A 25,249-nucleotide genomic window follows, 5' to 3' on the forward strand; every position below is an offset into this window, starting at 1 on the left:
GTAACCTAAAGGGTTAAAAATCGAAGCGCACCATTGCGGTTCCACCTTGTGTGGTGAGATCGAAGAATGGTGAGGGACTAATTCCGTTGATAAAGGTCATGTGGTTGATCCAAACTTGCTCTTCCCATCCTGCCTGGATTTGGAAGTGATACCGATCATCTGCAAACCACATTTCAAAGCGGAGTCCAATTTGAAATTCGCCGATAAACTTCACATCGAAAAAATTGGAGCGTGTATTCATGTTCCATTGCTTTTCATCTGTTGCATCGTTATTAACCGCGTCGTGACGGATGAGGCGATAGCGAGACCACATAGCTGTCCATGAGACATCGCCAAAAATGCTCCAGTTGGTTGTGAAATGCCATGCCATGTCGATTCCTGTTCTAAATCCTACGCCATAGTATATATTATGATGGTGCATGCGGTAAGGACCAGATAAGGGAATAGGGTTTCCTTGTTGAACTCTTAGTTGGAGATCATTTGAATCGTAACGGGTTCTCCAATCTTGATTTTGCCATGTTCCTTTGAATCCAACGTGAGGTCTGAGCATAAGGAACTGGCTGATGTAAAAATTACGTCCTAGCTCGAGATCAATCACGTTAAAATGAAGGTGTCCTTTAGATCTTGCTGAATTTCCGTTAAGGATGTCTCCGTCAATGACATTTGGAGGGAGTGTAAAAGCAGGAATCACTCCATTGGGGCGTGCAATGGAATCAGATCCATCTGTGTGTAGCCAGGTATATTCGATATAGATATCCCAGCCATCATGCCAAAAATTAAGGCCTGCACCAGCTTTAAAACCTGGATCCCAATCGTATTTTACTTGAGCATCATGTCCGTTTTCAAGGGGTTCAAAAGGTGCAGCGGGGGCTTGTGTTAGAATGCCAGTCGTTGCATAGCTCATTCCACTTTGCTTGGCTTTCCAGTAAATAAAATCTGCAGTGAGAAAGATATCATATCCATAAGCGACACGAGGTCCTGCATTCGGTGTGATTTCACGGTACATTGGCTTGCGCGGTTTTGAGGAACCGCTTGAAGTTGAATCAGTGGTTGCAAAAGCCATTTGGCTGATGCAAAATAGCCCACAGATTCCAAGTAGAGTCTTGAATTTTGCTTTCATGTCTTTCTCCATGCATTAAAAATTAGACAAACTATTTAGCACGAAAAAAGCTTTCTTTTTCAAGTTAAAACTCAGAATCCTCAAAAGACTATCACCCGTTAGAGAACGATATCAACTTGAGTAACCTGAATTCTCGGTTTAGAAATCAAAGCGAGCTTTCAAGACAAAACCTTGAAGAACCATGTCTCCATGTGCACTTTCTACAAAATGAAGTTTGATGAATTGGTTGTGGTTGATCCAAAGCTGTTCTTCCCATCCGGCTTGAATGAGAAAATGATACCGTTCATCTGCAAACCACCATTCTCCACGTAAACCAATTGAAAGTTCTAAGACTCCTTTTATCGAGTGGAAGTCTTTTTCTGCGTTGTAAGTGATAAGGTCTGTTCCCAATTGTGGTGTCGGATTTGGATTGGGGCTTGCMAAATCTGTGCGGGTATCACGACGCAAAATTTCATACTGCGCCCAGAGTGCTGTTAAGGCAAGATTTCCGTAAACGCTAAAGATGGTGTCAACATGCCAAGTCAGATCCAAACCTGAGCGAAGGCCTATGCCCCAGAAGTCAACATCATTTCTCATACGTAAATAAGATTCAGGAATTTGATCGGTGWGTAGTGTGCGGTAGCGAACGTGATAGTTGATATCTTGCCAAGTGAATTTAAAACCCGAAAAAGGGCGAACTGATAAGTATTGGCTGACAAAATAGTTTCTTCCGAGTTCGAGGTCAAAGACGTTAAATTTGAGGTCCCAGCTTCCTCGTGCATAGCTAATTACCCCTGGGATGCGGTCAGCTGGGATAAAGGAAGTGAGATCTGAAACGTCCCAGTTGGGGTCTAAGGTTTCACCTTGCACACTACGAAATGCGTTGTTGCGTATGTAAGTATATTCAATAAAGACATCCCAACCATCATGTGGGAGATTGTGCCCAATTCCCACTTTAAAACCAGGTTTCCAATTCCAGTTAGGGAAATGGGCATGACCTTTATTGACGGTACTGCGATTATTACCTAATCCAGATGTGGCAAATGCTAGCCCGTCCATCCGTGCGGACCAATAGAGGAAATCAGCTGTGAAAAAGACGTTGATGCCTCCTTTGACACTTGGTCCTGCATCGGGAGTAATGACATTTGAAGACTCTTCAGCMATTTTYCCAGTCGACTCGCGATCGTTTGAGCCATAGTGGAAGGCATTTAAAGAAAGGGGAAGGATGAGTAAAAGCGTTTGCCATAGTCGTTTCATGAAGTTCTCCAATAACTCTAATGATTGAAAGAATTATTTGCAGATTTGTTGATTTTGTCAACTAACTAGTGCTTCTTCACAAAAGTCCCTATCGTTAGTGCTCTGTCCTAAAAATTCTTCTTCGAGAGGGCACAAAAAATGTATGAATAGCGGTGCAGAATTTTTGGGGCAGAGCACGGCCAACAATTAGACACTAGATTTTGGTACGAGATAGTAGAAGCTTTGGATGAGTTTATCCATCATCTCGAGCCAGGAGAATGTTTGCGAAGTGAATTGCTTAAGGATAAAAAACCATCCTGCCCAAAGCAACATGAGACCGAGTAAAGATTTGATCGACATGCCCAAAAAGGCGATTTGGACTTGAGGGGCTAAGCGGTTAGCAATTCCCAGAAACATTTCTGCCATGAGGATTGCAACAAGACAAGGAGAAGCAAGTTGAATTGCGATGGTGATGATCTTGTTGATCATATCAGCTGCAACCTGCCAAAAGGGAAGATTCATTGTAAAAAATGCAGGGTTGATAAAGCTGTCGGCAGGGATGATTTCATAGGAGGTCGCAATTCCCTCAAAAAAGAGAAAGGGGCCCTGGACGTTGAAAAATACGGTGATCATAACGAAGTTATACAAAATTCCAATAGGGGACGATTGGTTTTGCATTGAGGGGTCTTGCGATTGCATGATGGACGCACCTCTTAAGTAATCGATGATAATACCGCTTGACTGGACCATGTAAAACGGCATAGCAATCAAAAAACCGAGGAAAAATCCCACCATGAGTTCTTTTGTGCAGTAGACAAGAAAGGCCATAGTAAATCCGTGAGGAGGTTCGGCGTGCTGCGCGAGGATGGGGAGAAAAAGAATGCTCATGAAAATTGCGAGTCCTGTTCGCGCCATGACTGGAGCTGTTTTTGCACCTAAAAAAGGGGCTAACATCACAATTGGTGCCATCCGCATAAAGGCGAGCATGAAAAGCGACATAACTTCCAACCATGAGATATGGGGGAGGTTGAAAATATAGTCGAAAAGAGCCATGGATCTATGTGTTCCATTTCGAGAAGTTTTGGAAAATGTTGCCGGCAAATTGCATGATTTGCCCGCTTAAAAACCCTCCCATTAAGATCAACGTCATAATAACAGCGACGAGTTTCACGGTAAAAGAAAGGGTTTGTTCTTGAATCTGTGTGGCTGCTTGAAAGATGGCCACAAAAAGACCGAGGGCCATACTAATAATGATAGGAGGACCTGATAAAATAAGGATGAGAAGTAAGGCTTGATAAGAAAGTTGGTAAATTTCTGATTGGTACATATTTTTTATTTATAGGTTAGTACAAGTCCTTGAATAATCAGTGTCCAACCGTCTACCATTACAATGAGAAGAAGTTTAAGTGGGAGAGCGATTGTTAAGGGTGAAAGCATCATCATTCCCATAGCAAGTAGAATGTTCGAAGTGACCAGGTCAATCACAAAGAAGGGAAGATAAATGAGAACTCCAATTTCAAAAGCACCTTTAATTTGCGAGGTGATGTAGGCTGGAATCAAAACGATAAAGTCGTTTGGAGAGAGTTCATTTCGATAGTCGGCTGGAAGGCTTCGGTAGGCGAGCTGATAGAAGTTTTTTTGATGCGCAGTCGACATGTTTCGGATGAGAAAGTCGCGCAAGGGGTCTTTGGACTTGTCTATGACGTTCACAAGATAGGAAGCGGTGTCAGCAGTAAAGAGATTTGCGGGAGCTTCGTTTTGAATGTAGTTTTTCCCAGCATTGTACATAGCCACTCCCGTTGGAAACATGACATAGATGGTCATGAGGAGTGCGATTCCGTTTAAGACTTGGTTGGGAGGTGCCTGTTGCACCCCTAAGGCATTTCGAACAAGAGAGAGAACGATGACAATTTTTGTGTAGGAAGTTAGGAGAAGGATAGCAAAAGGAAGAAGAGCGAGTAGGGTAATGACCGCAAGCATTGTGACGACATTTGGAGCCCCAAATCGGCTCATGCCCCCAATATTTTCGAGTTGCTCTTGCTGCATCTCTTCTGGAGTTTGTTCTTGTTGTGGATTGATTGTTGCCTTAGCTTCTCCCCCTTCTTGAGCATAAGAAAGAGTAGGGCTCATCGCAAAGAAGGAAAAGAACAAGAGGAAGAGAAGAAATGGTGTCCGATAGAGTGTTTTCGCTCGTGTCATGTGGTTAATGCTTCATAAATGCTTCAAAGGCTGCCTCGAGTGCACGCCATTGATTTTCTAAACTTGCATTGATGATACCAGCTTCGGTCTCTATAATACAACCCCCTGGTGAGACATCTTCTCTTTCTTCGATACTAAAAGTTTGTACTTGGTCTAGAGATTTCCTCAGGTCTTGTTTTTTTTCTTCAAGAATTTCGCGGTCTTTTTTGTTCACGTAGATTTTGATGTGATGGTTTTGGGTGACAGGCTTAAGTGTTTGACGAACAATATCAACGATGGTATCGGGTCTTGTTTCAAGTTCTCTTCCAACAATTTTTTTTGCAGCTTTTAAGGCTAAGGGAAGAATCATTTTTTGGAGGTCGTGCTCCACCACTTTCATCTTTTGCTCGTAGAGCAAAATTTGTTTGTTAAATTCTGTGAGTCCTTTATTAAAGCCGGCTTCTTCAGCTTTTTTGAGGACTTTTTCACATTCTTCTTTGTTTTGCTTGAGGTAAGTTTTGACGTCTTCTTTTGCTTTAGCTAAAACTTCTAGTGCATCCAAAAGGACACTATACTCTTCTTCGGGAAGAATTTTGTCTTCTTCTGCACGATGGACTTCACCTGAAAAGATTAGAGAAAAATATTTACTCATAATGCTGCCGGATTAAGGGGATAAGGTCTACAATTTGATTTGTTAAAGCTTCTTGCGCTTGATCGTTGTTAATATCTGTAAAAAATTTGCGCAAGATTTTTGTCCTTCCTGTATCGAGTCGGTGGGTGATGTGCCACATAAGAGAAGGATGGCATCCAAAAAGGGCTTTGCTTAAGCGGTTAAATCCTCGATGATGTAAGATCTTCTTGAGTTGCTCTTCGTTTCCATCCCAACCATCTAAGTTTAGCCTTGCAAACGAAACAGGCTCTTTCCCTTTCAGAAGATTTTTTAAGTAGTCGCGCTGAACTTTTGATAGGGCTTTTTGAATTTTTTTGATCTGATCTGTCTTGACAACTTTTTTTAGCTCTAACGAAAGATCGTGGAGTCCTAAGAAATCGACGAGGTGTTGAATGCTGCTTTTACTGAGATCTAAGATAGGATTCAGTGGATGACTTGGAAGAAATTCTAGTGGAATGAATTCTTTTTGCTCTGAAACGAGCCATTCATAAATTGATCTTAGTAAAAATCTCTCAGTGTGAGGGGAAAGGGTTTCTAAGGGATCTTCAATTTTGAAATGGTTTTTGAGTTTTTCTGCTTGAGTTGGTTCAAGGGCCGATAAGATTTTAATTTTATCTTTTTCTGAAAACGGTTCCAAAAAGGTGATGAGCCAAGAGTAATGAATGGCGCAAACCCGCTCTTGCATGGAAATCGCATAGGAAAAGGGATCGCGTGAGGGCAGGGGAACTTCAGCGAGTTTTTCCCTTTCTTCATCAGAAATATAACGTAATAGAGCCATTTTTTTGTTGGGACCGCTTTTTTCAAGCAAATCTCGAAAAGCTATCCATGAAGCTGTATTCATTGCGATTTATCAACCTTCTGGTGGTGTTTCTCTCGATGAAGAAGTTTCTTCTGAACCTTTTTTACCTCCTATCCATGGAATGGGGCTTAGCAGAGTTTTAAATGCCCCTTTCTTTTTCAAAGTTGGGTAAAACTTCCAGACGAGCCAGCCAAAGGCAACGGCTAGGATGACGGCAAGTGCTGTGATGAAGAAGAAGAGAAAACGGAAGCGAGCCGCAGACTCTTTGCTCATCACAATATTCCAAATGCTGACATATTCTCCAGGTTTGCCTGAGAGAGATTCGGGTGTAGCTCCAAGGGTAATATCTGTAAAGCGAGACCTATCGGAAACAACCGTGACGTCATTGATATCAAGCCCTGTGACACTCCCAGAAATGAGTCGCTTGATCTTATTTTCAAGGTGAATATTAGGATCGTCGATGACTCCTTGATGCTTGACGTATACTGCTGCTGTGATTCGTTTTTGTTGTGTTTGTCCTGGGGTTCCGAGTACGGATTCTTCAGGTGGAAAGGAGAGTTGGACGCTGGCATCAATGACCCCGTCGATCATCAAAATTGTATTTGTTAACTGCTGGGCAAGACCTGCTTGGTAGCGGATGGTTTCCTCTTTATCTGATGTCATCAGACCTTGTTTGGCAAAGAGGTCGAGAAGGTTAGTTCCTTGTTGTCTTGGAAATCCATTTTGATTGAGATAGGCGATTGCATCAATCGTGTTCTTTTCAGGGACCATGATGGAGTATTTTGGGGCACCACCACCACCAATTTGAGTGGTTTCGCTTTTCGCTTTTTGGGCTGGAATTCCTTTGCTTTCGAGTAGGACTAGAATCACATTTGCTTCTTTTTCATCAATGTTGCTGACGATTGCTTGGTTGCTATCACACCCTGTAAAAATGAGTAATGTGCTTGATAAGCTTCCCAGAACTATTAAAGAACGTAACCAACTTTTTATCTTATTTCTCATCATCCGCGCTCATGAATGTTATCCATTTTTGCTCTTTATAACATGTTAGGGACTTTGTACCAAATTGTTTTCCGAATGTGACGATATGCTTTGAAAGGTTCTGTTTCCTAATTGCAAGCAAGAGAATCTCTCACTTTCTTGCTTGCAATTAGGAAACAGAACTCTTAAATATCCATGAGGGGCCATTTCCAAAACGACCGAAAAAGTAGTCTTTCATCCCAGTCAGCGCTGCTTTATAATTCCGGAGTCGCTTTTCCTTTTCAGAGAGATCAATATGTGGTTTCACGATTTTGAGAAGAGCGAGTTGCAATGCTTTTATTGGATAAAGCTTGAGGATATGGCTCATTTCTGGAATCAGGATGCGAAGATAGAGGCTTCTCTTTTCTTTTTTGGAGCAGTTACGCTTGACCCAAAAAAGGCGGTTTCTCCACCAAAAATAAGTCGTATGGGCTTTCCCTCCTGTAAAAGATGCAGAAACTTTGTGGTTGAGCTTAGCTTTTGGACAAAAGTAAGGCTGATAACCGGCCCGTTTGGCACGAGCGCACCAATCGCTTTCTTCCCAAAACAGAAAAAATCGGGGTTCAAAGAGTCCAATTTTTTTGAATACTTCAGCTTTGGCAAAGAGGGCGACACCACAAACGTAGTCTAAGGGGATTCTCTCTTTCCACAGACTTGCTTTTTCACGATAGCCAATAAGAGAAAAGGTCCCTTTTTTCATTTCCCAAGTGCCCCCTAGATGATCGAGGGTTGTAGGGTCGCTTGCAAGGAGAGGTTTGGCTCCTTGAATGGCGTCATCACTTGCTAAGAATGCATCTAGAAAATCAGGTTCGACAGTAGTGTCGTTGTTGAGAATGAGTAGGTGGGTGGCTCCGCGCTTTAAAGCTTCGCGGATTCCAACATTATTTCCTTCGGCATACCCGAGGTTTTCCCCTGTTTCTATGAGAAGAATCAAGGGAAAGGCTGTGGAGATCGCTTGGACTGAATCATCGGCGGAACCATTGTCAACGACGATAATTTGATGGGGAGTCTTCACATGGGTAAGGCTTTCGAGACAGTCGAGGGTGTCTTGCTTGCCATTCCAATTGAGAATGATGATGTAGGGCTCATCGTTTATCATAATAAGCCCAATTGTAATGGATTACCTGGTTTTAAGACCAGTTGCCTTCGTTTCTCAAAATGGTAGTAGTATTAGAGGTGTCGAGAACATGGATTTCATGAATTTGAAGGGCTTTCATGAATCCGAGAGCTAAAATGGCATTAGAAAGATCGCTACTTAGGAAGGGATCGCTTTGGATCTCTTCTGGAGTTTTTTGAAGGATTTCTTGGATGAAATTGCGAATATCCTTGCGCACGATGACATCAGGGGTGGTGGCGTGGGGTGCTAAACTTCTTGTGAAGAGGTTGCCTATCCCAACAATGGCGCGTCCTGCGTCTCCTCGAATGACATTTTTGATGTCTTTTTCAGCTTGTCTGGCGATATCGCGTGCAAGCTTATCAGCTGTTTTCATTTGCTCATCGGTAAGCGAAGTGATTTTTCCATCCGCCGTGACTCCGAGAATTTCTTGTACAATATGCTCGTGGAAAGGAACAGAGCCTAGATCACCCATATGAGCGGTTTCATCTTTGATTGAAAGTTGAAAACTTCCTGTTCCAATTTCAAGGACAACGAGTTGTTCTTGAGGAATTCCAAGATGAAGCGCTGCTTGCTGAAACGCAATCGCAGCTTCGTCTTTTTGCTCTAGAATATGAACGTTGATTCCCGATCTGTTGGCGATTTCTGCAACAAAATCAGTAGCATTTCCTGCTTGGCGAAAGGCTTCGGTTGCAAATGCATAACTTTGTTGGACACCGTATTGATAAAAAACCTCTTGAATTTCTTGAAAAGCTGCGATTCCTTGTGCACGTATTTCTGGATCAAAGGTGTGATCTTTAGAAGCGTTCAAGGCTTTTTGATAGGGGACGTTCATTTTCCCTTCTTTAACAATGGTGTAGTCTCCAGTTGCTCGATTGAAGTCTGCGATAAGAAACTTGGTTCCACCTGACCCCACATCAATGATTGCACGGCGCTCTATCACCTCAGAGTTGAGCTGTACTTTTTCAAGTGTACTCATCTCGATCTCAGGAATGAGGTTTAAAGAGAGAACATCGACTGGCATGATAGAATTTTCTTGAAAGTAGGCTCCTTCAAATAAACCTTCTTGAGAATCAATAGCATCAATTGACATAAAAAATTTCCGCCTTTCTTATTGTGGTAACTAATTACCATATGTATTTTATATAAAATGGATATTAATTATAAATCTCAATTAATTCTTTAATTTGATTCCAAGCTTCTAATTCCGTTATTTGTTCTAAACAAAAAGGAACGCGGCATTTTTTTCCGATGCAAGGCGAACAGGTAGGTTTTTTTTGAATATATCTTGCGTGGTCGATTTGGTAAGGACCACAAAGGTTTGGATCTGTCGGAGCGAAAAGAGAAAAGGTGGGGGTTTTGACGGCATAAGCTAGATGCATGGGCCCCGTATCATTTGCTAAAAAAATTTTGAATTGCTGAATCAAAGCAGCGGTGAGTCTGACTGAAAACTTTCCTGCGACTGAGAGGGCGCCAGAAATCTGATCTGCAACTTTTTCAGCGAGGGGGATTTCTTCTTGGCTTCCCGTTACAAAAACTTGAGCGCCATATTCTTCTTGGAGCCGTTTGCCGAGGTTGGCAAAATGGGCGGGGGCCCATTGCTTGTAGCGGTCCTTTGCACCTGGATGAATTCCAATTGGAAATGAAGCATTTTTTAAAAAGTCTTTAATGGTTTTTTGTTCGTCAGACGTGAGAAAAATTTCCATCTCCCTCCCGTTTGGAGGAGCTCCGATTGCTTCGGCGATTTTGAGGCGTCTTTCGATTTCGTGTTCATATGAAGGATCAAGAGGAGAGGTTAAGAGTCTATCGAGTCCTTTATTGATTCCGTTTGTTCCAATGATTTGACTTGGTTTGCAAAGTGTCACAAAGGGGAGCACCGGTCGTTGGGAAAGGTGGAAAATGAGCGCAATTTCAAAGTTTTTCTTTTTGAGCGGAGAGAGGAGCTTTCTGCATGAAGGTAGAGCAGGGTTATCTAGGGTAATGATTTCATCTAGGTGAGGATTATTCTGGTAAAGGGCAGAGCCAATTGGGCTTGTTAGAAGGGCGAGGTAAGACTTGGGAAAACGGGTTTTAAGAGCGCGTACGGCGGGTGTTCCCCACAGGCTATCGCCAAGCCCGGTGGTCGAAACGACGAGAATACGGGGGCGCGCGGGATCCTTTACTTCATTTTTTGAAGTGGAGAAAAGTTTAGAAATTCCAATAAGAAGAGTGTTTTTCCAAGACATGGTGCTATTTTCTGACATTTTCTTTCGAAGATCAAGAAATTTTGAGAGCCGCGTGAAGGCGGCTCGTGACGCTAGGGTGGGTGATTTCGGAGTAACTACAAGCCCACTCTTGGATTTTTCTAGCTTCATGCTGAAGGTCTAGTGAGTGAAAAGTGGGGGGTAAGGGGTAGACTTGGTCCATTTTTTTTCTAAATGTTTCAACAGCTCCTCGGCTCGTTCCCAAGGCTTTAATAGCTTCAAAATCAGCTTGGTATTCTTGATGTTGATAGACAGCATTTTCAATATAAAACGCTCCCACTTCAACGCAGAGAATTGCTAATGGGTAGTAGTAGAGAAGAATCAAATCGAGAGCTGCAAAGAAGTAGCTGAGGCCTAATCGAACTGTTAAGTGAGAGAGGTGAATGTGCTTGATTTCGTGCATGATGAGGAACTCTTTTTCGTGTGAAGGACACGTTAAAAGATACTCATTCAAAACAATCCCTTCATCAAAAGAGGTGATAAGCGACGGATCAGTTAAGGAATAGCAAGGGGTCACTTGTGTAGTAAGGCCTGCTTTCACCCTTAATTTTTCTGTCAGAAAGGCAAGCTCTTTCCACTTCGAATCATCTTCTGTAATCGCTTGGAATTGGATCGTTTTAGAGGCTAAATTTGCGAGGTAATTTGCAAGTGGGGGAAGGATTTTTTTGACCATAATAGCCAGGAGCTCAGGAATGCGGTGAGGAGCTTTCCCGAGCATGTGATACTGGAAAGCCTGCGCAAACTTGCTAGAGAGATTGGCTGAGCGAAATCGCTCAGCTTGCTGATACTGTGTTTCGAGTCGTGAGAACATGAGGAAATGATAAGGGCTTTTCCTTTTTATCGCAAAGTGTGACAAAATAAAATTATGGAAAAGAAACTAAGTTTTCATGTCGTTGGCCTAGACTGCGCTGAAGAAATTAAAATCCTGAGAAAAGCAGTTGAGACTCGTGAAGGAGTCAAAGACCTGACCTTTGATGTTTTAAATGCGAAAATGACTGTAACATTTGACCCTGGACATGTGACAGCGCAACATGTGATTGATTGGGTCAAAGGGGCAGGAATGCAAGCTTCGGTGTGGGAAGAGAGAAAAAAAGGCGAACCGAAGAGTTTTTGGGAAAAACATGGACGCCTCATGATGGCGACCCTTAGTGGCCTTTTTTTGTTTTTGGGATTTTCTCTTCACATTTTCTTTCATCCAAATGTGTTAGACATTCTTGGAGAGGTCGATGAAACTACGCACAGTCTTCCGATTATAGTGATTCTCTTTTATTTGATTTCAATGATCTTTGGAGCTTTTTATTTTGTTCCCAAAGCACTGCTTGCCGTGAAGAGAATGCAGCCAGACATGAATTTGCTTATGGTGATTGCTATGTGTGGGGCGATTGGAATTGGTCAATGGTTTGAAGGGGCAACTGTTGCGTTTCTTTTTTCTGTTGCCCTTCTTTTGGAACATTGGAGTGTAGGAAGGGCTAGACGCGCGGTGGAAGCTTTGATGGATCTTTCCCCAACCCAAGCCCGAATGATCACAGATATAGGGCTTAAAGAGGTTCGTGTTGAAGATGTTGAAGTTGGAACGCGCATTTTGATCCGTCCAGGAGAAAAAGTTCCATTAGATGCCACGATCGAAAAAGGAAGCACCTCAATCAATCAATCACCCATCACAGGTGAGTCGATTCCTGTTGCCAAAGAAGAAGGTGATGAAATTTTTGCAGGAACGATTAATGAAGAGGGTGCTATCGAGTGTGTCACGATAAAAAAAGCGGATGACACCACTCTTGCTCGGATCATCCATTTAGTTGAAGAAGCTCAATCGAGACGGGCGAGTTCTGAGCAGTGGGTAGAGAAGTTTGCCCGTGTTTATACCCCGATCATGATTATTTTAGCGATTGTCATTGCCCTCATCCCGCCACTCTTTTTTGGTCTTTCATGGGAAACTTGGTTTTATCGTGCACTTGTTATTTTGGTGATTGCTTGTCCTTGTGCTCTTGTGATTTCAACGCCTGTCAGTATTGTCTCAGGACTAACTTCTTCGGCGCGCAATGGAGTGCTCATTAAGGGGGGCATGTATTTAGAGGCTCCTGGCAAACTCGATATCCTGGCGGTTGATAAGACTGGAACATTGACTTATGGCCGACCCAAAGTGCAAAAGATCATTCCTCTCAATAATCATACAGAAGAAGAGTTACTTTTACGTGCAGCTGCTTTAGAAGCGCCAAGTGAACACCCTCTTGCTCGAGCGATTCTTAACCTTGCTGAAGAGAGAAACATCCGATTTGAGCGTGCGACAGACTTTCAAATCATTAAAGGGAAAGGGGCGCAGGGGACCTACAATGGGACTCGTTATTGGATAGGGAGCCACCGCTTCATGCACGAAATGAAGCAAGAAACAGAAGAAATTCATCGCATGGCCTTGGAGTTAGAAGATGCTGGACATTCGATCGTTGCGATTGGAAATGATAAACACGTGTGCGGACTCATCAGTGTCGCAGATGAGCCACGTGCAGAGATCCGATCTATTGTTGAAGACATTCGACGTGCAGGAGTCAAGCATGTGGCGATGCTGACAGGAGATAACGCTCCTGCTGCTGCTGCCATTGCGAAGTTAACGGGAGTTGATTCGGTTCAATCAGAACTATTGCCCGAAGATAAAGTCGAAGCAGTGGAAAAATTGAAGGATGGGGGAAAAATCGTTGCAATGATAGGAGACGGGGTCAATGATGCCCCAGCAATGGCTGCAGCAGACTTCGGGATTGCGATGGGGGCTATGGGAACTGATGCGGCTATTGAAACCGCAGATATTGCACTCATGTCCGATGATTTAACGAAAGTGCCATGGCTCATTCGTCATTCGCGGCGTGTCTTACATGTGATCAAACAAAACATCACCTTTTCGCTCGCAGTGAAAGTCGTTTTTCTTTCACTTGCAATTGTAGGGATGGCCACCTTATGGATGGCCATTGCTGCCGACGCTGGTGCCTCACTTCTCGTTGTGTTCAACGGCTTGCGACTTCTTAAGCGTTAACGGCGCTTATCACAATAGGGCCAGCTTGTCGAACGTCTCGAAAGTTTTTTCTTTGTTGGCTCTCCTTTCGTGATAAGTGACTCATCTTTAAATAGCACTGAGGGTTCATCCGAATAGTTGGCAAAAAAAGCCTCATCGAAAAGATCATCGTAGCTAAGTGTTTCATCGAGTTGGATGTCCTGATAATACAGCCCTCTCCCATCGGAATAGATAGCTGATGTGACTCCTGCTACATTTTCCGTCTGAACATGGATCGTTGCATGCTCCAAAAGGACTTCTTCCGGATTGACGTACGTTTTTTCACATGCTACAAAACTTAGAGTTGAAGGGGCTAAAGCCCATGACAGACTTGTCATGAGTAGACCTAAAATCGCAAAAATGAATCGTTTCATCTTCCTCCTCCCGTATCCATTTTTTTTTGTAGGAGCAAGCGTTTTATCTTATGCTTTGCTCTAGTTCGCATATTTTAAAAATTTTTTTTTTATTTCAATGATATCCCAACTCACCTAAGATAAGGTATATGGTATATCGATTCTTTTTGCTGATTATTTTATCGCTAGCTTTTGTTGGTTGTGGTTCAAAAGGAAAGACTTACACTGTCGGAGTCGATCCAACTTGGTTTCCGTTAAATTTAATGGGAAAGGAACTCAACGTTTTTGCTTTTTCTAATGAGCTTCTTTTAGAAATTTCTCGTCATGAAGGAATTAACTTTCAGAGGCTTAATTTGAGCTGGGATAACTTAACAATGGGCCTTGAGGAAGGTAAATGTGATGCCATTCTTTCATCGGTCTACCCTTATGTCTTTGAACTGAAGAAGTATGACTTTTCCGACCTCTACTTAAATACTGGCCCTGTTCTTTTGGTAAAAGGAGATTCCATGCTCAATGTGAGCAGTCCGATGGAAGGAAAAGAAATCGCGGTGGGATCTCAAGAGCAAGAAGCCCTCTTTATTCGTCTCTATCCCCAAGCAATTGTCCGTTATTACAATCAAATCCCTACTGCCTTAAATGCACTCGTCAATGGTTATGTCGATGGAGTAGTTGTAGGATACATTCCTGCTACTGCATTTGTGGAAGACCTCTATGAGGGCAAACTCAAAATTGCCACACCGCCGCTCAATGAAGCGGGACTACGACTTCTCACAGTCCATGACGAGCATTCTGAACTCATTGAGGCATTTAACCGAGGTCTTGAAAAAACCCGCGATAGCGGCAAATACGAAAAACTCCTCAAAAAGTGGAACCTAGATTAAGAGGGTGCGACGCTGGGTATCCAGTTGACAATTATCGATTTTATTTCTTAGACTTTATCCGAACTATTACTTTTCTTTGAGGGATCAAGTGGAACATAGTACCACTCTAACTAGAGAACTGATCATTCTTGGAATTCAGCTATCTAAAGCGATTGTTTTAAGTGCAATTTTTGGGCTTTTCTTTCCTATAGGACTAAGGAAATTGCTTCAGGCGTGGAAAGAAAGCCAACGCATGAAAATTTGGCTTTACATGTCAGGTTGTGCCTTTTTAACTTACGCATATTTTTTAGGTTTCAAATGAGAAAGTGCTATTTATACTCAAACGACTTCAAAAGTTGGATTTTCGGCTGCGCCAAAGCGTCGTAATTTGCCGATCTTATTGTCTCCAGAACTCGCTAATAGCATTTATGGAAGGACTTGGGGGAGCTTTGCTCTGCATTATTCCTAACAGTGTTTCTCAAATCATTGGAGGAAGCATGATAGCTGATGCTAGTAGAAGAGCGTACGATTACTGTCAAAGCAAGAGCAAATCTCATGGGGTAGATCCGGAACCATCTTCAGATTATAGTGGTCACTCATGTGAACCAAGCAATGATATTGATCGATGGAATAATGATTATCCAGATCATTGGTCATTGGGGATGACGCGGCAGCGATCGTGCTTGCTGTATTCTTCCCGGACGCGGTGAAGTTCATCCAAATCTGGTGGGCAGTGCTCAAGGCCCCAGATTTTCTTTGCATAATTGTCTATCGAAACATCAGCTGAAAAAGGTGCCATGCCTGCCATGTTGTGGATGGCATATTCAGCCCATTTTGAGGGATTGGTATAAAGTTCCTCGACCCTCTTTTGCGTTTCGTAGTACGACATGAGATCATTCAAGACAAAGAAACGGTCGGCAATGATTCCAGGAGGGCCTTCTAATAAACTTTGGTGCACATTGCTCAAAGCTTCTACTTCAGCGTCATTTTCTGTAAGCGATCCATCGATAAGTGCATCAATTGCCCGCTTAATGGGTTTTTTCGAAGCGTAAATATCGAGTGGATTGTAATTGTGCTTTTTCTTCATTTCGATGTTTTCATCAGCGCTTGCACCAAATAAAAAGGGCCACCACTCATCGGTCACACTTTCTCGCATTTCAACATTTGCTCCATCATCTGTACAGATTGTGAGGGCTCCATTGATCGAAAACTTCATGTTCCCAGTTCCAGAGGCTTCCATCCCCGCAGTTGAAATTTGTTCCGAAAGATCTGCTGCTGGAATGATCACTTCTGCTTTTGAAACATTGTAGTTTTCCACATAGAAGACCTTCATTTGGTGGGCAGTCGCTGGATCATGGTTGATTTTACGGGCTAGGCAGTAAATGAGTCGAATGATGTTCTTCGCTACTTTATATCCAGGCGCGGCTTTTCCGCCAAAAATTGCAAACCGTTTGACGCGGTGCGTTTGAGGATTATCTTTCACCTCATGATAAAGCATCAAAAGATGGAGCGCTTTCATGAGCTGCCGCTTATATTCGTGAATCCGTTTGATTTGAACGTCATAGATCGCTTCTGCTCCCAGAATATGGTGCTGCATAAACTCTTCGGTGGTTCCATGGCGTTCTTGCATGTCTTTTCGAATCATGTCGAGAAAACGGAGTTTATTTTCTTTTTTGATGCATAAAAACTCTTGTTGCGATTCGGGATCTGCAGCAAAGTCTCCAATTTTGCGAAATTGCGAAAAATCTGTGATCCAACCGTTGCCAATCCTTTTTTCTACAAAGTGTGCAAGCTTGGGGTTGCAGTAAAGAAGCCAGCGCCTTTGGGTGACTCCATTTGTCACGTTCACAAATTTGTCTGTGTCAAGTTCGTAAAAGTTTTTAAAAAGTGAGCTTTTTAAAATTTCTGTGTGGAGCCTTGCGACACCATTGACTTTGTGGCTCCCATAGATCGCTAAATTTGCCATACGCACCTGTCCCCCTTCAATGATCGACATTTGACGCACGCGAGCTTCGTCTCCAGGAAACTTTGTGCGAATTTCACTGCAAAACTGTCCGTTGAGATGTTCAATTAACCGGAATTGCCGAGGAAGAAGTTCACTCATCCTTGCTGCGTTCCATTCTTCTAGAGCTTCTTTAAGAACAGTGTGATTGGTATAACCGCAACAAGTTCGTGTGATATTCCAGGCTTGCATGAACGAAAGATCGTTTTCTTGAGTTAGTATCCGCATGAGCTCAGGAATCACAAGAGCTGGATGAGTGTCATTGATTTGAATGCGAACTTTGTCTGGGAACTCATTAAATGTGTCGTGTTTTTCCCGATAATGCCGAATGATGTCTTGAAGAGAAGCTGACACGAGTAGAAATTCTTGTTTGAGGCGAATTCGTTTTCCCGCTTCATGATTATCGTTTGGATAGAGGACATCTGTAAGAGAGGTATTTTCACTTGCTTGTCCAATTTCTCCTGCGTTGTACCGCTGCAATTGAAAATTACGAGGTGATTCTTTTGTCGACCAAAGACGGAGGGTTAATACCGAAAAGTTGGGATCATGGCTATAGCCAATAATAGGTAAATCGTAGGGGAGAGCGCGTACTTCATCGTAGTCGAGAAGATCGTAAACCGTTTCATTATGAGAGTTTTTTCGCTCAATTGGGTTGCCCCCAAAACGGACATTCACGGCATGAGTGTCGCGTCGAAACTCCCAGGGGTTTTGATTGAGAAGCCAACAATCGGGGCGTTCCACTTGAACACCACACATGAGCTCTTGCTCGAAAATTCCATAATGATAACGCATCCCATAACCAAATGCAGGATACTGTAATGTCGCTAGAGAATCCATGAAGCAAGACGCAAGACGGCCAAGCCCCCCATTTCCAATCCCAATGTCAGGTTCCATACTGATTAGAGTCGAAAAATCTCTTCCTAAAATCTGTAAGACCCGTTTGATGAGATCGACGGCGCTAACATTCGTGATGTTATTTCCAAAAAGCCGTCCTGGCATGTATTCCATTGAAAGGTAGTAGAGCATTCGCGACTTTTGCTTAATGAATGTGTGCATCGTCGCTGTCCAGTTAATCATAATTTCTTCCCGGAGCGACGTGCAGAATGCGCGGTAGAATTCTTCAAGATTTGCTTCATCTGCTGTACGCCCCATCGTCGTGATCAAGTAGTGACGTACTTTCTGAGCAAAAGTCTGAGCCTGAAATTCCATTGAGTTCATATTTTCACTTCTAACACACGTCGAAATTATTCAAAAAGAATATCTAGGTCATTAATAAAACAAGTTGGAGAAGGTCTTTCAATGAGAATGGCAGTGGAAGCTAAGCGCCGAATTCGGAGTATAATAGATGACACGCTGTAGAGTGAACAGAAAAAACCCGAGGAGTTTTCCTCGGGTTTATGAATTAAGGTTGGATACCGAACCAACCACCAGTGTCTCCACCAACCCAGAAGTCTTCTAGATCAGGGAAATACTGCTTGCAGATCTCTAAGATTTTTTCGTCTCTAGTGATGTTGTCACCGAGCTCATAACCTTCTGGAACAAAAACGCGTCCTTCGTAATGTCCGGGGATACGAACTTGACCCATTACATGGATTCCTCCACCCACAGAGTAGATGCTTTCTTCTTTTTGATGAGAGTAAAGAGCGACATAGCCTCCTTGTTTACCCTCGTAGTGATTATAAGTAGGAAGAGTTTTCGCTTTAAAACCACAGGCTGGGTGATTAATAACTGTGTTTCCTCTCACGTAAACTTGGAAGTCTTCAGGAAGAAGCTCATGTTCTGCAACTTCCTTTAACAAGTCGTCTTGGCAAGGTCCGTAACATCCAACGTGACCTTCTTCGCCAGTTGCCATAATTTCCATTATTGCCTCCGTGTATTTGGTTAATAATAAAAAGCGATTATAGTTTTACTAATATTAAAAATAAATGCAATTTTTATTTTAAAATTAAATTATGTTAATAAATATAAATAGGTATCTCAGAAATTCATATATAAAGAAGCTGTTTACCCTCCTCCCAGTTGTCACTTAGATTTTATAAGTAAAAGTTGTTTGAATAGATGTCCCAAACTCATTTCAGAAGTGGTGTGAACTGAGAAGAAGACGAATCAGTAAGTCTATAAAAAATTTTTTAGTTTAGATGAAAATTGCTTTGATCAAATAGAAGAGGAGGATACACACAATTGCGCTTGAGGGAATTGTGATGACCCATGATAGGACGATATCACGTAGAACGCGCAAGTTAAGGGCTGAAATTCCACGTGCAAGCCCGACTCCTAAAACAGCTCCAACAATACAGTGAGTTGTAGAAATAGGGAGGCCAAGTTTTGAGGCGAGTAGAATGGTGATTGCTGCGCCGAATTCTGCGCTGAAGCCCCGAGTTGGGGTCAGTTCGGTGATTTTACTACCGATGGTTTCCATGACGCGCCACCCCCAAGTGGCCAATCCAACGACAATTCCTGCACCACCCATAGCAAGAAGCCATGGAGGGATAGCAGAATGCAAAGAGAGCTGTCCATGTCGAAGAATGTCAATGGCAGCTGCAACGGGGCCAATTGCGTTGGCAACATCGTTCGCACCATGTGCAAAGGCAACATAGCATGCACTGAGAATTTGCAATGAGGCAAACATTTTTTCAACGATCTGAAAATCGGTTCCCTTTCCATAGAATTTTGTTTGCTGGCGGACGCCTTCTGTATGTTTTTCTATATCTCGGACGAGACGAGTGATATTTTCTCGAGCATCTCCTTTCGAAGTGAGTTGTACGCGACGCAAATGCCGCAGCGCTTTATTTAGGCTAAAAACTTGTTGGGATAAGTTTGGCGAAGCCATTTCGAGTTGCTGTTTGGGGGCAGAGCTCAGTTTAAGGAAAAGCATACTGATGAGGGCGCCTAAGACCCCAACGGCGATAGCGATTAAAAGAGTTTGGATTAACGTAAGATTGAGGTGGAAAGTGCCAAGTCCATTCATGAGGACACTAAGAGTGAAGACAATCATGACAATGAATGTGAGCAAGGGGATCAAACGACGGGAAGCTTGTATGGGATGCATGGCAAAGAGCACTTGCCGTTGTAGAACACTGAAAATTAAGAAAGCAAATAGGGCACTAAGAGCTGGAGAGATTGCCCAACTGGCTGCGATTCTTCCAACTTCATTCCAATGGACTGCATGAACTCCTCCAATGAGAGCCCCAAAACCAAGTAGAGCGCCGACAATTGCATGTGTGGTCGAGACTGGCCAACCAAAATACGAAGCAACTTGAAGCCAAAGAGCTGTTGATATCAGAGCGGAAAGCATCCCAAAAAGGAGGATCCTTGGGTCTGCCGAAAAGAAGTCAGGGTTCACGAGCCCTTGTTGCATCGTTTTCGAAACATTTCCTCCAAGGAAAAAGGCACCGCAAAACTCTAAAATACCTGCAATGATGACGGCTTTAAATAGGGTGAGTGCTCCTGAACCGACTGAGGTGCCCATGGCATTCGATACATCATTGGCGCCAATATTCCAGGCCATGTAAAACCCAGCTAAGAGAATTAAGAGCATTAGAATTTGGTCAACGGCCATGTCTATTTTAATTCCAGTATCATTCCGATTCTATTTGCTAGTTTTTCGGAAATGTGGGAGATTTTATTGATTTCTTCGATGAGGCGAATGTAAAGGTAGAAGACAGGGGTCGATACCTTTTCACTTTGCGCAAAAAACTCTTTCATCAATTGGTGCATCATCTTATCTGCTTCATATTCGATATAAGAGGTTCTTTCGATGAACGTTTTGACCTTTTCCGCTTCCATGCCACCAAAAGAAGATTCGACGAGTTCATTTAATTCTTTCATGATGGCTCGAGTATCCCAAAATGCCTCAATGTTTTTTTTGTAAAGAGAATGGAGGTTTTCATAGAGCTTTGGCTCTAAGGGATGCAAAATGAGCAAGTGGCCAATGTCTTCTGCTTGATCTGAAATGCTATCTTGAATTGAAAGGATTTCAAGAAATTGTCCTCGATCGATCGGCAGAAATAAACTTCTTGGTAAATGGTTTCGAATGTCATTTTTGGTGAGATCTGCTTCGTGTTCGAGGCTAGATAAATCTATGACGAGCTTTTCGATTTCTTCTGCTTGGCTTGTCGGAAGTTTCTCGAAAATTTCCGTAAGCTGTTTGATACATAAGCTCACCTTTTTCATGTGAGACTGTAAAGGGAGGAATGGGGACTTTCCAAAAAGACGAGCAATTGTCGTCATCATGAGCGTTTCTCAAGTTGTTTATAGGCTCATTGTACCGATGTAACACTTAATTGAAAAGTGAAGCTTTTTCAGATTCGGTCATCTCACGCCATTTTCCTTCAGGAAGATTGCCGAGCCGAAGTTCTCCAATCCTAATGCGAGACAGAGAAAGAATTTCAAGGCCTCCGTTTTGAACTAAGAGGCGCACTTCCCGTTTTTTTCCTTCTTTTACCACAACTTTCAGGGTCCCTTTACGCATTTTTTGCACTTTGTAAGGCTTGATCCAAGCCCCTTCAATGAGCGTTCCTTTAGAAATTTTAGTCAGCATTTCATGCGTGATGTCTTCACGTGTTTTGACCAAATATTCTTTTGCAATGTTGCGGGAGGGATGAATCACTTTTTGGGCAAAGTGGCCATCGTTTGTGACGAGCAAAAGACCCGTGGTGTCTCGATCCAGACGTCCAATCGTGAAGAGTCGATTTTTCTCTTCGGCAAATAGATCTACGACCAGGCGTTTGGTCCCTTCCCTCTTATTTGAGCAGATGTACCCTTTAGGCTTGTTGAGAATGTAGTAAACTTTTTTTTCTTCTGAGCGGACTTGCTTTCCTTCGACGCAAATGCGGTCTTTTTCCAAATTCACGAGGGTTTGGGGGACTTTGATGACCTCGCCATTCACCGTTACTTTGCCGTCAAAAATGAGCTCCTCACAGGCCCGCCTCGAGGCTACACCTGCCGCAGCTAAAGCTTTACTCAAACGTTTACTTTCCATAGGGCAATCATTATAAACCTTTTTCCTGAAAACCACAAGGTTTGAAGGGAATTCCGATATCTATTATCATAAAATATATGAAAAAGTGTCCAAAACTTATTTTACTTCGGCATGGCCAATCAGTCTGGAACCAGCGCAATCTCTTTACCGGATGGGTTGACATCCCTCTAAGCTCTGTTGGCATAGAAGAAGCCTTGAATGCTGGAAAGAGGTTTTCTGCCATCCCAATCGACATCATCTTTATGTCTTCGCTTATTCGGGCGCAGCTTACAGCAATGCTTGCAATGAGTGTCCATTCTGAAGGAAAAGTTCCTGTTGTATTGCACCCTGGTGAAAAAAAACAAGAAACTTGGGCAATGAATTACAACCCCAAAGCTTCTGAAATGACCATTCCTGCAGTAAAAGCATGGGAAATTAATGAGCGCATGTATGGAGAACTGCAAGGTCTCGACAAAGATGAAACCCGTCAAAAGTATGGGGCTGAACAAGTAAAAATTTGGCGGCGAAGCTTTGACACTCCTCCACCTAATGGGGAGAGCTTGAAAATGACTGCTGAGCGTTCCATTCCATACTTTAAAAATGAAATCGTTCCTCATCTCCAAGAGGGAAAAAATGTTTTGGTTTCAGCGCACGGAAACTCTCTTCGTTCGATCGTCATGTTTTTGGATAAACTTTCAGAAAAAGAAGTCTTAGAACTCGAAATTCCCACAGGTGATCCCATTTGCTATAGTTTTGACAATGGGGTATGGAAACGCGAAGAGATAGATCAAGTCCAAGAGGCCTATTTGAAAGGGGCATGATGGAATCACCAATTTACCTTGATCATGCGACCACAACTGGTCCTTCTGATTATCTTGTTCAACAAATGCAACCCTTCTTCAAGAGGCACTGGCACTGTCCGACTGCTCCCTATCTCAAAGGGAAAGAACCATTTGCAACGATCAATCAAAAGATTCGCAAAATTAAAACCTCTTTAGGAGCAGGAGAGAAAGATACCTTCGTTCTGACTTCTTGCGCAGCTGAAGCCATCAGTCATATTTACCACGCATTAGCCATTGATGAAGCTTCCGAAACTGGGAAAAATCACTTTGTGACGACTTTCATTGAAGATGCCTCTTTTCTCATGGGGATCAATCGATTTGAAGCTTTAGGCATCCAAAAAAAACTTTCGCCGCTTAATAATCAAGGCGTTCTCACTCCTGAAAACTTAATGCGCACTCTCACCCCTCGCACCAGCTTAGTTTCTCTTTCTTGGGCCAATGGACTCACGGGGATTTTGCACCCCATTGCAGAACTCGCCGAAGTATGCAAAGAAAAAGGAGTTGCTTTTCATGTAGATGTTAGTGACATTCTCGGAAAACTATACTTTCGTTTTGAAGATCTCCCCATCGATTATCTCACCTTTGATGGCGATCGATTCCATGGTCCTAAAGGAACCGGAGGACTGCTCATACGTCATCCCCACACCCTTTCCCCCCTCATTCCCGACGGGACCCAACAGCACGGTCTCCGAGGCGGAACACTTAATCTGCCGGGGCTTGTCGGGCTTGGAATTGCTTTTGAAGAGCAGGAAGAACATTTCAATCACGTTTGTATGGAAACCGCCCGTCTTCGCAATCACTTTGAAACAAGTATTGAAAGCGCCCTCTCTGAAGCCCAAGTGCTCTTTCGCGAGATTTCGCGTCTTCCCAATGTGAGCGTGATTGCCTTCCCAGGTGTTACAAGTGAACTCTTAGCTTTTCATTTAGCCCAGCAAGATGTTTTTGCAAGCTTCGGTGGTGGACGTCATCAAAAACTACCTGCGCTCTTGGAAACCATCGGAATCGACCCCGACATTGCAAAATGCGCCTTAAGTTTTAGCCTTGGTCGAGGAACAACTCAAGAAGAAATCCAACGCGCGGTAGGCATTGTTGCCGATACAGCTGCTAAATGCAGAACCTTTTCTAAGAAGGTGAAAGTATGAAGCCTTTCCTCGAGCCCTATCCTTGGGCCACATACAGCAATCTTCTCGTTGAACGGATTCTCTCTCCCCGAAATGTTGGGTTTTTTAATAGCAACAAAGGAGCGCAGCAAGAAATGCGTGTTGTTGCTGGCGAGAGCCAAGATAGTACTCGCGAAAATCATGTCATTATCTATCTCGTCATCGACGAAACAGACGGCATCATTGCTGATGTCAAATTCCAAGCGTTTGGAGAAAGTCCACTCATCGGTGCAGCAGATGCAATTTGCGACATCATCTTGCGAAAAAACTACGACCAAGCCCGCCGCTTAACAGCTGAGCTTGTCGATAAGAAACTACGCGACTTTGATCACACACCGGCTTTTCCCAAATCTTCCGCGCACCATTTAAATCTGGCTTTAGAAGCTCTTGATACTGCGTGCGAAAAATGTTTAGATATTCCCATTAGTGACCCCTCTTACTCTCCTCCTGTTCCCTCTCACCTTCAATCTACAGGAGAATATCCTGAGTGGAGTATTCTTTCGTCTACAGAAAAGCTCGAACTCATTCGAAAAGTTGTCAAAGAAGAAGTGCAACCTTACATTGAACTCGATGCTGGAGGGATTGAAGTTCCTGAATTTAAAAATGACATTGAAGTTGTCATTGCCTACCAAGGAGCTTGCACAACCTGTCCTTCTTCAACAGGTGCAACACTTAGCGCCATTCAAGAGATCTTGCGAGCCCGTGTCCATCCCCATCTCATCGTTAAACCTGATTTATCTCTATTAAGTTTCTAAGCATCAAATTCTATTGTGAGTTTGAAGAGCGGTCATGCTGTTGCAAGAATCTAGCAGCTTAAGATACAGTTTTCGTATCTCATTTAACTTATAGGTGAAACATGAAACCGTTTCTGGTTGTGATTACAGTAGGACTACTCAGTCTCTGCTCCTCCCTTTCTAGTTTGCAATGTGATCAAAAGATTCAAACTCAGATCCAAGCTTGGGAATATTCAAATGAAGTGATTCAAATTGAATATGAGGGCAATAGCTATCCAATTCGAATCATCACGAATCCAAAAAAGGAATCACTTTGGGGAGGCGTGCTAGTCAATCCTTCTTCACGCTCTCTCTATGTAGTCGGAGACCTTCCACTGCCCCTTGTTCATCACTTAGAAGATCTTTTGACACAATGGGGCTGCGTTGGAGGAGATGCTCACATTGACCTTAGAGGAAAAAGTCCGCTGACGATTGAGGAATGGGGAGGTATTCATCCAGTTCGTATGGCTCAATCAATTGAAGATGCACTCAATGATGCCGAAGCCAAGAGAGTTTTTTTGAGTGCGACGTTTGAAAACAAAGTCCTTTATTACAAACTCAATGGTAAACCTTTCCAGGTACGCCTCCTTTATAATCCCGAAGGACGAACTTTGAGTGCAACGCGAGTATTTCGGCTTGAGCCTGGGGATCCTTATCGTAAATTTACGATTTCCTGGGACAAGAAATATGCCGTTTTTGTCGATGAACGTGCGCCGCAAGAGCTCATCGATCACCTTGTTGCTTTTGCTGAAGCCTCTACATGGGAATGGTGGTTCAACTTTAGCGTCTCAAACGGAACTTGTGTTGAGCATAGAGTTTGGGGTTTCAACCAAGAGACGATCTATTATTTAGATACCTGGTTTGAGTATTCAGAAGACTTTAGTTAATCTGGACCCAGAG

At 43.0% G+C, this 25,249-nt stretch carries 25 protein-coding genes; 7 read left to right on the plus strand and 18 right to left on the minus strand.

What is annotated here, in order from left to right; genetic code table 11:
- Nucleotides 1–13: 13 nt before the first annotated feature.
- The 12 genes from SNE_RS01975 to SNE_RS02030 form a co-directional block, all read right to left on the minus strand.
- The gene (locus tag SNE_RS01975; RefSeq protein WP_041418695.1) at nt 14–1,120 is read right to left on the minus strand and encodes an Lpg1974 family pore-forming outer membrane protein; all 1,107 of its coding nucleotides are present in this window, start codon (nt 1,118–1,120) and stop codon (nt 14–16) included.
- Nucleotides 1,121–1,258: 138 nt separating this feature from the next.
- Nucleotides 1,259–2,356 carry an Lpg1974 family pore-forming outer membrane protein gene (locus SNE_RS01980; RefSeq protein ID WP_013942631.1) on the minus strand — a complete coding sequence of 366 codons (1,098 nt, stop codon included), beginning with the start codon at nt 2,354–2,356 and terminating at the stop codon, nt 1,259–1,261.
- 186 nt (nt 2,357–2,542) lie between these two features.
- Nucleotides 2,543–3,334, minus strand: coding sequence for an EscT/YscT/HrcT family type III secretion system export apparatus protein (locus SNE_RS01985; protein WP_158307198.1), 792 nt, complete (start codon nt 3,332–3,334; stop codon nt 2,543–2,545).
- A gap of 58 nt (nt 3,335–3,392) precedes the next feature.
- Complete coding sequence (gene sctS / locus SNE_RS01990; RefSeq protein WP_013942633.1) at nt 3,393–3,662, minus strand: type III secretion system export apparatus subunit SctS; 270 nt, start codon at nt 3,660–3,662, stop codon at nt 3,393–3,395.
- A 5-nt stretch (nt 3,663–3,667) separates the two neighbouring features.
- The gene (gene sctR, locus SNE_RS01995; RefSeq protein ID WP_013942634.1) at nt 3,668–4,534 is read right to left on the minus strand and encodes a type III secretion system export apparatus subunit SctR; all 867 of its coding nucleotides are present in this window, start codon (nt 4,532–4,534) and stop codon (nt 3,668–3,670) included.
- A gap of 4 nt (nt 4,535–4,538) precedes the next feature.
- The gene (locus SNE_RS02000) at nt 4,539–5,165 is read right to left on the minus strand and encodes an HrpE/YscL family type III secretion apparatus protein (protein ID WP_013942635.1); all 627 of its coding nucleotides are present in this window, start codon (nt 5,163–5,165) and stop codon (nt 4,539–4,541) included.
- Nucleotides 5,158–6,024, minus strand: a complete 867-nt coding sequence (locus SNE_RS02005; RefSeq protein WP_013942636.1) for a hypothetical protein — start codon at nt 6,022–6,024, stop codon at nt 5,158–5,160. Before SNE_RS02005 ends, SNE_RS02000 begins: the two co-directional genes overlap by 8 nt.
- Nucleotides 6,025–6,033: 9 nt before the next feature.
- Complete coding sequence (locus tag SNE_RS02010; RefSeq protein ID WP_013942637.1) at nt 6,034–6,987, minus strand: type III secretion periplasmic lipoprotein; 954 nt, start codon at nt 6,985–6,987, stop codon at nt 6,034–6,036.
- 145 nt (nt 6,988–7,132) lie between these two features.
- Nucleotides 7,133–8,101, minus strand: coding sequence for a glycosyltransferase family 2 protein (locus SNE_RS02015; protein WP_013942638.1), 969 nt, complete (start codon nt 8,099–8,101; stop codon nt 7,133–7,135).
- Between the two features lie 31 nt (nt 8,102–8,132).
- A complete protein-coding gene (locus tag SNE_RS02020) occupies nt 8,133–9,209 on the minus strand; it encodes a Ppx/GppA phosphatase family protein (protein WP_013942639.1) in 1,077 nt (358 codons plus the stop codon).
- Nucleotides 9,210–9,273: 64 nt separating this feature from the next.
- Entirely contained in the window at nt 9,274–10,359 is a 1,086-nt protein-coding gene (locus SNE_RS02025) for a glycosyltransferase family 9 protein (protein ID WP_013942640.1), read from the minus strand.
- Between the two features lie 13 nt (nt 10,360–10,372).
- The gene (locus SNE_RS02030) at nt 10,373–11,170 is read right to left on the minus strand and encodes a M48 family metalloprotease (protein ID WP_013942641.1); all 798 of its coding nucleotides are present in this window, start codon (nt 11,168–11,170) and stop codon (nt 10,373–10,375) included.
- Between the two features lie 54 nt (nt 11,171–11,224).
- Here SNE_RS02030 and SNE_RS02035 point away from each other — a divergent pair, with 54 nt between their 5' ends.
- On the plus strand, nt 11,225–13,381 hold the full coding sequence (locus SNE_RS02035; RefSeq protein ID WP_013942642.1) for a heavy metal translocating P-type ATPase: 2,157 nt from the start codon (nt 11,225–11,227) through the stop codon (nt 13,379–13,381).
- Here the strand turns inward: SNE_RS02035 and SNE_RS02040 are convergent.
- A complete protein-coding gene (locus tag SNE_RS02040; RefSeq protein WP_013942643.1) occupies nt 13,378–13,773 on the minus strand; it encodes a hypothetical protein in 396 nt (131 codons plus the stop codon). The two genes, SNE_RS02035 and SNE_RS02040, sit on opposite strands and share 4 nt — an antisense overlap.
- A 128-nt stretch (nt 13,774–13,901) precedes the next feature.
- Between SNE_RS02040 and SNE_RS02045 the strand changes: the two genes are divergently transcribed.
- Together SNE_RS02045 and SNE_RS02050 are read left to right on the plus strand one after the other, a co-directional pair.
- Nucleotides 13,902–14,633 carry a substrate-binding periplasmic protein gene (locus SNE_RS02045; RefSeq protein WP_013942644.1) on the plus strand — a complete coding sequence of 244 codons (732 nt, stop codon included), beginning with the start codon at nt 13,902–13,904 and terminating at the stop codon, nt 14,631–14,633.
- 88 nt (nt 14,634–14,721) lie between these two features.
- Nucleotides 14,722–14,934, plus strand: coding sequence for a hypothetical protein (locus SNE_RS02050; RefSeq protein WP_013942645.1), 213 nt, complete (start codon nt 14,722–14,724; stop codon nt 14,932–14,934).
- A 324-nt stretch (nt 14,935–15,258) separates the two neighbouring features.
- Here SNE_RS02050 and SNE_RS02055 read toward each other — a convergent pair whose 3' ends face one another.
- The 5 genes from SNE_RS02055 to SNE_RS02075 all read right to left on the minus strand — a co-directional run bounded on the left by SNE_RS02055 (nt 15,259) and on the right by SNE_RS02075 (nt 21,595).
- Nucleotides 15,259–17,832 carry a glycogen/starch/alpha-glucan phosphorylase gene (locus tag SNE_RS02055; protein WP_041418698.1) on the minus strand — a complete coding sequence of 858 codons (2,574 nt, stop codon included), beginning with the start codon at nt 17,830–17,832 and terminating at the stop codon, nt 15,259–15,261.
- Nucleotides 17,833–18,016: 184 nt separating this feature from the next.
- The gene (locus SNE_RS02060) at nt 18,017–18,475 is read right to left on the minus strand and encodes a hypothetical protein (RefSeq protein WP_013942647.1); all 459 of its coding nucleotides are present in this window, start codon (nt 18,473–18,475) and stop codon (nt 18,017–18,019) included.
- Nucleotides 18,476–18,748: 273 nt separating this feature from the next.
- Nucleotides 18,749–20,173 carry an inorganic phosphate transporter gene (locus tag SNE_RS02065; protein WP_013942648.1) on the minus strand — a complete coding sequence of 475 codons (1,425 nt, stop codon included), beginning with the start codon at nt 20,171–20,173 and terminating at the stop codon, nt 18,749–18,751.
- Nucleotides 20,174–20,175: 2 nt separating this feature from the next.
- On the minus strand, nt 20,176–20,847 hold the full coding sequence (locus SNE_RS02070) for a TIGR00153 family protein (protein ID WP_013942649.1): 672 nt from the start codon (nt 20,845–20,847) through the stop codon (nt 20,176–20,178).
- A gap of 46 nt (nt 20,848–20,893) precedes the next feature.
- Nucleotides 20,894–21,595, minus strand: coding sequence for a pseudouridine synthase (locus tag SNE_RS02075; protein ID WP_013942650.1), 702 nt, complete (start codon nt 21,593–21,595; stop codon nt 20,894–20,896).
- Between the two features lie 77 nt (nt 21,596–21,672).
- Between SNE_RS02075 and SNE_RS02080 the strand changes: the two genes are divergently transcribed.
- The 4 genes from SNE_RS02080 (at nt 21,673) to SNE_RS02095 (ending at nt 25,236) form a co-directional block, all read left to right on the plus strand.
- Nucleotides 21,673–22,395, plus strand: coding sequence for a 2,3-bisphosphoglycerate-dependent phosphoglycerate mutase (locus SNE_RS02080; protein WP_013942651.1), 723 nt, complete (start codon nt 21,673–21,675; stop codon nt 22,393–22,395).
- The gene (locus SNE_RS02085; protein ID WP_158307199.1) at nt 22,392–23,558 is read left to right on the plus strand and encodes a cysteine desulfurase family protein; all 1,167 of its coding nucleotides are present in this window, start codon (nt 22,392–22,394) and stop codon (nt 23,556–23,558) included. Before SNE_RS02080 ends, SNE_RS02085 begins: the two co-directional genes overlap by 4 nt.
- Entirely contained in the window at nt 23,555–24,331 is a 777-nt protein-coding gene (locus tag SNE_RS02090) for a NifU family protein (protein ID WP_013942653.1), read from the plus strand. Before SNE_RS02085 ends, SNE_RS02090 begins: the two co-directional genes overlap by 4 nt.
- Nucleotides 24,332–24,432: 101 nt before the next feature.
- Complete coding sequence (locus tag SNE_RS02095; RefSeq protein ID WP_013942654.1) at nt 24,433–25,236, plus strand: hypothetical protein; 804 nt, start codon at nt 24,433–24,435, stop codon at nt 25,234–25,236.
- Nucleotides 25,237–25,249: the final 13 nt, after the last annotated feature.

It is taken from the genome of Simkania negevensis Z (genome assembly GCF_000237205.1).
Taxonomy (GTDB): domain Bacteria; phylum Chlamydiota; class Chlamydiia; order Chlamydiales; family Simkaniaceae; genus Simkania; species Simkania negevensis.